The sequence below is a fragment of the Microcystis sp. LEGE 08355 genome (assembly GCF_015207185.1).
Lineage (GTDB): Bacteria > Cyanobacteriota > Cyanobacteriia > Cyanobacteriales > Microcystaceae > Microcystis > Microcystis panniformis.
The window spans coordinates 1-6,877 of sequence record NZ_JADEXI010000226.1 but is presented as its reverse complement, the minus strand read 5'-3'; the positions used below and the strand labels follow the sequence as shown (position 1 = coordinate 6,877).

Sequence of the window (6,877 nt, the reverse complement as noted above, 5' to 3'; positions counted from 1 at the left end):
AATCAGCACCGTCACCCCGAATACGGCAGCCAATCAAACTCTCGCTACCCATCTGGTCCTGAAACTGAAAGAGAGAAAAGTTTACGTTTATCAAGATAAGCAAGTTTTAGCGCAATTTACCGTCGCCGTCGGCAAAAAAGGCTGGGAAACCCCCACCGGTAAATTTGAAGTGCGGGAATTAGTTCGCAATCCCGTCTGGAAAAGTCCCTGGACGGGAAAAGTCAGCGCTCCCGGTCCCAATAGTCCCCTAGGGGAAAGATGGATCGGTTTTTGGAGTGACGGCAAAAATTCCATCGGTTTTCATGGCACCCCCGCAGAAAATTCCCTCGGTAGCGCCGCTTCCCATGGTTGTGTGCGGATGCGGAATCGGGATGTAAAAGTGTTGTTTGATTTAGTCCGCATGGGAACCCCGGTCATCGTTCAACCTTAATTCCGGCAGGTATTTTTTTAAGATAGGCAGGTCTTCCGGGCGATCAATATCGGCTAATTTAGGCAGATAAGCGGTTTTTAAAGCCAGTTTAGCGGCGATTGTCTGGGTTTTGGCCAAGACTTCCCCCGTCCCCCAGGGAATACCGTCAAAAAGCTCTGGAAAGACCTGTTTTAAAGCAATTAGGTAGTATCCTCCATCTAACGCCGGCCCTAAAACCATATCGTGGGTTTTTAGGGCTTCAAAGGCTGCTAAAATCTCTTTTTCCCCGATTTCTGGGCAATCTGTGCCAATAATAGCGATCGCTGTCATCCCTTGAGCAAAACCATCGGCAAAAGCATTTTGCATCTTTTCTCCTAAGTCTTTTCCCCGTTGAGAATGATAGCAATAATGCACACCTAACCAAGTACGCATTTTTTCCTCGCTGCCGCCATGGTAGTAAATGATCAGAGAGAGAAAATTCTTCAAACCCGCTAATTTACTGAGAGTATATTCGGCCAGTTTGCGGTGTAATTCTTCGGCTCCCTCGGCTGCCAAAGCTGGAATCATACGGGTTTTTACTTTCCCCAATTCCGGATAACGGGTAAAAATAATCAGTTGTTGTCTCCAGTCCACGAGTAATTGCGACGATGATATTAATTAAGTAGGGAGGCAAAATTATTTGTAGGATGGGTTAGCGGTAGCGTAACCCATGCAGGCGTTGGGTTTCATGCTTCAACCCAACCTACGTTCATCTTATATTTAATTCCACCCACCCACTTATTAGTTTTAGCCTACTGTCGATAGGAGGCAGGAAAGCTAATAAAACAGGCTTTATTGGCTTAGTATAGATTATTTTAGTTGGTTATTTAATTCTGTGTTGGGTTTCCTTACGTCAATCTAACCTACGATGGCTTCAAGTGCAAGTCCTGCAAAATATCGGATTTTTTCAGGTCATCGACCTCGATTCGGAATTAGAATTAGAATTAGAATCTGACTCAAGAATTTGTCTAATATCTGATAAATTATCAACTTTGTAAAAAGAGCCTAATGCAACACTTTCATGATCTTGTATCCAATGATAATGTGGATGATGATAGCCGTACAAGATACACTTTGCTCCAATTTCAATGCCTGGATTAATATCTGATTTTAGTGAATCACCAATAACCCAAACATCTTGACAATCAAAGCCTATATCTTGGATAAATTTTTTTAAAACTTCAGCATTTTTGTGAGGTACAACTCTTATAAAATCAAAGTATTTATACAGTTCATTTTTGTGTAACTTCTTTTTTTGAAATGAATTTTCACCTCTTGTCAATAATGCAAGAGAATAGTTTTGAGATGACCAATCAAGAATTTCTTTAGCCCCCTTAATAGTATTTGGTGTATTTTTTAAAATTAAACGGCCAAAATCTTTAATAGCTTTTAAAGTTTCCTCGGATATTTGATGATTTATCTTATGAGAAACAGATTTATAAGTTTCTATCATACTCCGAGTATAACGATAAGGAGAATGCTTTAGTTTTTGCATTTGAAGATGATCAATTTTTTCAAATTCTTCAATTAATTTATCTTCGTTAATTTGTAATTCTTCAGATAATTTTTCCACAAAAAGCTTTCTTGCAAGCCAATAAACATTGCTGGTATTTAGCAAAGTATCATCTAAGTCAAATACAATCAGACCACTTTTAGCCATTTTTATATTACCTTGATTATTACTAACCTTGAGTTCCCTTTGGAGATGGTGTTGGACTTGGACTCTCTAAGGGAATTGGATTTTGATTATTATTCTCAGATTTCGGTTGCATACTGACCACAACAGCAAGAACACCAGCTACGGCTGCAATAAACGTGAATATAAGAGATAGCCAACTTGCCCAATGACTTATAATTATAGATTTAACGTCATCTTTTGTTGCGAAATTTGAGCGAAGATCTAGTATTTTAGCTTCTACTTCCTGCTTAGTAAAATAAGGTGAATCTGAGCCTCCAACTATAATTTGAGATAAATTATATGTATTTTGCTGAACTAGGACATCGTTAAACTTTTGTTCTTGTTCTGCTATTGACATCTCTCTCTTGTAAGGACTTGTACTGTCATTTGGCATTTCCTCAAAAATTATTGTCAAAATTTTTTGACCTCTTTGTATACTTAAAGGGTCTTTTCCGAGGTTAATCGCCTTAATAGTAATAAGTCCTTGAAAGCCAGGATCTATATGACCTGGATTCAGAACAAGGAGACTTTTAAATGAACTCTCAGCATTTCTGGCAAAAACAGTCGCCATGATTTTTGACGATAGCTTGATTTCTTCCCATGTAAATAAGTTTATAATTTCACCCGGTTGAATATCAAATTGCCTATTAGCATCTGGATGATTTGCATTGATGATTTGACCATTTTTAAAAATTGTTCCAATTCTTAGGTCATAGCTGCAAGCTTCCAAATTGGCTTTCACAGCATTTAAAACCAAGTCTCCTGAATCAATTTTGGCTTCAATATCTTGTTTAGAAAGAATTCCTTCTGACATTAGACAAACTCCAAAATAATCTGTGATTACTTGTTACAGCGTTTCTCCGGTAGACGAGGTACGTTCTCGCGGCTGAAATCCTTTACCGGCAAGATTTGATATATACTTCACCTTTGTGAGAAACGCTGTAATTGGATGACAAATAAATAGTTAAACCGCAACCAGCTAGAGAACTGGAATTTCACGGGCAAGCCACTAAGCCTTAAAAGTATTGCCATGCAAGGATCGTAGCCGAAAAAGCAAAACTACGGTTTTCCCTGTGGATGGGGTTTAAGTTATGGCAATTATGGTATTTCTGCACTTGGTTAGAATTATACCAAAAGTCAGCGAACCTGCTCTTGGTATCTTTCCAGGATCCTTCCTCAAGCACAGTGGGGAAAAGGGCGATTACTATTCCGTCGCCTGGGATTGGCGGGAGCGGGAAGTGGACGAAGAAATTGAGCAACTGGAACAGATTGCCGATTTTCTGGCTGCCAATCCCGAACTCGTCGATTTATAGCGTTTCTCACACCTGTGTGGCACAGTTAAACCTTTGCTGATTAAGCTTTTCACCATCGACAATGTACCTCTTGCCAACAGGAAACGCTATAGTCAAGCTAGTATTGGGGAAATGGCGATCAAATATAGTCTGGGAAAATTAACTTTTGATTCCACCTTTTCGAGAATTTATTGAGTCACAAATTCAGAGCAATGATTGGCAAATTTTGCCCCTTAATTTACTACATTTTGAACGAGTAGCGCAATTGCCTGTTCAGCATTGTAGTAGATATGTAGGGGGTAAGTTCGCTTATATTACCGGCTCTTCTGGTTTCCGTAACACCGCTAGAACCACTGAGAACAGAGGACATCACTTTTGTGCAATTCCTGTGAAAGGTTGAATAAAACTATCCACACCGACAAAGGAGGTGAGGGGCGACCAGTTTAAAATATCCTCTAAAATTGATTGATAGCCTTGCACATTGGGATGAAGTCCATCTTCCATTAATCTTTCTTGACACCACAGATCGCCCCGGTCCATCCAGAGATCAAATAAATCGAGATAGGGAATATTTTGCTCTAGACAAGCTTGTTTAGTGGTTTCCTTAAAACTATACTGATCGCCATGGTTGAAGTAAAAGCAATCTAAAAAGGGCATTTTCCGCTCATCTACCGGAATCATACCTATAAACAAAACCGGGCAAAGAGAACGGGCCCGGGTGAGTAAATGTTCGATTTGAGTTTGAAAAAGATCGTGATCGGTATAAGTACGACCATCGGGCCGGCCTAAACGGGCTGTATCATTAACACCGACGGAGAGAAGAATCAGGTCAGGAAGACGATTGCGAATTTCCCCCCTGAGACGAAATTCCTGTTCTAAACGTTCGGACACTTGTACCACTCGATCGCCGCGAATCCCCAAATTATACAGGGCATGACCGGCACTTTCCATCCACAAACGACGTAGGCGCTCGGCCCAACCGCCACCCACGGGGTCGCCATAGCCATAAACAAGGCTATCACCTAAAGCGACGATTTTGAGGGGATGGGTCATGATTAGGGCTTTGTCTTTAGTAGGTAAACGAGAAAGAGTTGGCATGATCGCTCGATCGAATCGGTTGTCCTTTACACTTGTAAACGAATTTGGTTAAACTGTCCGTGTATTATACTACATTAGAAATTTTTTCCTGCCAGTTAACTTAAATATCAGCTAGGCACTGATACCGACCAGTATAAAGCAGCCCGATGATCATTGCTTGCCTCCGAGTCATTTCCAGGCTAAATCTACTATAAAATTTATGGTTAAAACCTAGATAAATTGATGACTACTCGTTTACGACGCGCGGTTCAAGACCGAGAATTTTTGATTACAGCCGAGATTACTCCCCCGAAAGGTGGTAATGCCAGTCATATGCTAGAAATGGCCCTCTGGCTAAAAAATCGCGTTCATGCGGCTAATATTACCGATGGCAGTCGCGCCGTAGTGCGAATGTCCTCTCTGGCTGCCTCCGCTATTCTCTATCAACACGACATTGAACCCATCTGTCAAATGGCCTGTCGCGATCGCAATGTGATCGGATTACAAGCAGATCTAATGGGCGCTCATGCTTTGGGATTGAGAAATATACTAGCTTTAACTGGAGATCCTGTCAAAGCAGGAGATCACCCCCAAGCTAGGGCAGTTTTTGACCTAGAATCGGTACGTTTGTTAAAATTAATCGATAAATTAAATAAGGGTTTTGACTTTAACGATAAATCTTTACCGGATGGACCGTTAGAACTTTTTGCCGGGGCTGCCGTCGATGTGCAGTCAAAAAGTTGGTCCGGTCTTCAAAGCCGTTTTGAGCGTAAAATCGAAGCAGGAGCGCAGTTTTTTCAAAGTCAATTAGTTACGGATTTCGAGTGCCTTGATAAGTTCATGCAGCAGGTGGCCTCCCTCGCCGATAAACCAGTTCTAGCGGGAATTTTTCTGTTAAAATCGGCTAAAAATGCCGTATTTTTAAATAAAAATGTGCCGGGGGTGCAAATTCCCGACCATATCATTCAAAGACTCGCTGATGCACCTCATCCCCTCGAAGAAGGTATCAAAATCGCCGCCGAACAAATAAAATTAGCCCAGCAGTTATGTCAAGGTGTCCACATCATGGCGATTAAACGAGAGGATTTAGTCCCGAAAATTCTCGATATGGCTGGTATCCCGCCAATACATAACTGAGATGAAAAGTCAATAGTTTTTATAAAAAATTAACTTTCATTTTGACTAGCGGTCTTTTGACAAGAATTCTACCCCTAACCTAGGATGGGAAGGCTCAAAGCATCTTCGGGGTTAAAAGCATGGATTCCAATCTAGGTCAAGAAAAAGAGAATAGTTGTGGTAATTCCGGGCGAAAATGGTTGTCGATCGGTATTGCCCCCACTGGTATAATTTCTATTGGCATTGTTCCCATGGGCGTTATTTCCATCGGTATTGTTCCTATGGGAGTAATTTCCATTGGAACCGTGGCCATGGGGACAATTGCGGCCGGTTTTGTGTCCATGGGACTTTTCAGTATTGGTAGCGTTGGGATGGGATTAAATAACGGTCATTTTTCCAATCTTAATTCTCCCCCTGCTGAATCTCCCCATAAACATCATCAGCATTAAAATCAAGATTTGACCAGCAATCATGAATTATTCCATCCGTGCTGCCGTTGCTACCGATGTCAAGGCTATTTTTGACTTAATTGTTGCCTTAGCGGCCTATCAAGAACTCAGCCATTTAATGACAGGAAATAGTCAAGCTTTAGGGGAGCATTTATTCGGAGAAAAACCCTACATCGAAGCATTGGTGGCGGAGGTAGAGGGTAAAATAGTCGGTTTTGCCCTATTTTTTGCTAACTATTCCACCTTTATAACTAAACCGGGGATTTACCTGGAAGATATCTTCGTTTTACCCGATTATCGCAGTCAAGGTATCGGGAAAGCTTTACTAATGGCTGTGGCTAAAATTGCCGTCGCTAGGGATGCAGGACTTTTAGAATGGACTGTCTTAGAGTGGAATCAACTGGCGATCGATTTTTATGGAAAAATGGGGGCTAAGGTCTTCCAAGAGTGGCAAATTTGTCGTCTCACCGGGACAGCTTTAACCCAATTGGGTAATAGCGATAAATAGGGTTTGCTGAAAAAGTTTGTTGGTGGGGTTAGGAGTCAGGAGTCAGGAGTCAGGAGTCAGGAGTCGGGAGTTTCAGGCTTTGTTGCCCTCTCTTTTTTGTACCAATTGATGTACTACAATAAGGATAATGCAAGGTTTTTGATGGTCCCAATCCGATTTTCGCAGCATGAACATCGGATTTTAACAGGTCAAAAGCCTTATTTTAAAAGGGTTTTACCATTATTCAGCCAACCCTAAATAAGTCAGACCCGATGAAAAAATTTTCACCCCCACAGATGAAAGAGGTTTCTTTCCCTACACCCCACACCC

General features: G+C 41.3%; 9 protein-coding genes. 5 read left to right on the top strand and 4 right to left on the bottom strand.

Annotated features, from left to right (window positions below; all coding sequences use genetic code 11):
* Window positions 1-430 (top strand): L,D-transpeptidase (locus IQ242_RS12725; protein ID WP_193960229.1); only part of this gene is annotated, 430 nt, incomplete at its 5' end.
* Here IQ242_RS12725 and IQ242_RS12720 read toward each other — a convergent pair.
* From IQ242_RS12720 to IQ242_RS12710, 3 genes are all read right to left on the bottom strand, one after another.
* Entirely contained in the window at window positions 392-1,042 is a 651-nt protein-coding gene (locus IQ242_RS12720) for a TIGR04282 family arsenosugar biosynthesis glycosyltransferase (protein WP_193960228.1), read from the bottom strand. The two genes, IQ242_RS12725 and IQ242_RS12720, sit on opposite strands and share 39 nt — an antisense overlap.
* Window positions 1,043-1,355: 313 nt before the next feature.
* A complete protein-coding gene (locus IQ242_RS12715; protein ID WP_193960227.1) occupies window positions 1,356-2,108 on the bottom strand; it encodes an HAD family hydrolase in 753 nt (250 codons plus the stop codon).
* Window positions 2,109-2,130: 22 nt separating this feature from the next.
* Window positions 2,131-2,940, bottom strand: a complete 810-nt coding sequence (locus IQ242_RS12710; RefSeq protein WP_193960226.1) for a hypothetical protein — start codon at window positions 2,938-2,940, stop codon at window positions 2,131-2,133.
* 277 nt (window positions 2,941-3,217) lie between these two features.
* Between IQ242_RS12710 and IQ242_RS12705 the strand changes: the two genes are divergently transcribed.
* Entirely contained in the window at window positions 3,218-3,439 is a 222-nt protein-coding gene (locus IQ242_RS12705; protein ID WP_193960231.1) for a hypothetical protein, read from the top strand.
* A gap of 348 nt (window positions 3,440-3,787) precedes the next feature.
* On the opposite strand, the gene IQ242_RS12695 is transcribed toward IQ242_RS12705, so the two are convergent.
* Window positions 3,788-4,516 (bottom strand): GDSL-type esterase/lipase family protein, encoded by a 729-nt coding sequence (locus IQ242_RS12695; RefSeq protein WP_024968709.1) that lies wholly within the window; start codon window positions 4,514-4,516, stop codon window positions 3,788-3,790.
* Window positions 4,517-4,738: 222 nt separating this feature from the next.
* On the opposite strand from IQ242_RS12695, the gene IQ242_RS12690 reads away from it, so the two are divergent.
* From IQ242_RS12690 to IQ242_RS12680, 3 genes are all read left to right on the top strand, one after another.
* Window positions 4,739-5,632: a methylenetetrahydrofolate reductase gene (locus IQ242_RS12690; RefSeq protein WP_193960225.1), complete on the top strand. Its 894-nt coding sequence runs from the start codon at window positions 4,739-4,741 to the stop codon at window positions 5,630-5,632.
* 119 nt (window positions 5,633-5,751) lie between these two features.
* On the top strand, window positions 5,752-6,060 hold the full coding sequence (locus IQ242_RS12685; protein WP_193960224.1) for a hypothetical protein: 309 nt from the start codon (window positions 5,752-5,754) through the stop codon (window positions 6,058-6,060).
* Window positions 6,061-6,082: 22 nt separating this feature from the next.
* The gene (locus IQ242_RS12680) at window positions 6,083-6,568 is read left to right on the top strand and encodes a GNAT family N-acetyltransferase (RefSeq protein ID WP_024968707.1); all 486 of its coding nucleotides are present in this window, start codon (window positions 6,083-6,085) and stop codon (window positions 6,566-6,568) included.
* Window positions 6,569-6,877 lie beyond the last annotated feature (309 nt).

Bases quoted from the DNA above. Each gene is read 5' to 3' on its own strand.
- IQ242_RS12690 (WP_193960225.1), top strand. From the start codon at position 4,739: ATGACTACTCGTTTACGACGCGCGGTTCAAGACCGAGAATTTTTGATT.
- IQ242_RS12715 (WP_193960227.1), bottom strand. From the start codon at position 2,108: ATGGCTAAAAGTGGTCTGATTGTATTTGACTTAGATGATACTTTGCTA.
- IQ242_RS12705 (WP_193960231.1), top strand. From the start codon at position 3,218: ATGGCAATTATGGTATTTCTGCACTTGGTTAGAATTATACCAAAAGTC.
- IQ242_RS12685 (WP_193960224.1), top strand. From the start codon at position 5,752: ATGGATTCCAATCTAGGTCAAGAAAAAGAGAATAGTTGTGGTAATTCC.
- IQ242_RS12680 (WP_024968707.1), top strand. From the start codon at position 6,083: ATGAATTATTCCATCCGTGCTGCCGTTGCTACCGATGTCAAGGCTATT.
- IQ242_RS12710 (WP_193960226.1), bottom strand. From the start codon at position 2,940: ATGTCAGAAGGAATTCTTTCTAAACAAGATATTGAAGCCAAAATTGAT.
- IQ242_RS12695 (WP_024968709.1), bottom strand. From the start codon at position 4,516: ATGCCAACTCTTTCTCGTTTACCTACTAAAGACAAAGCCCTAATCATG.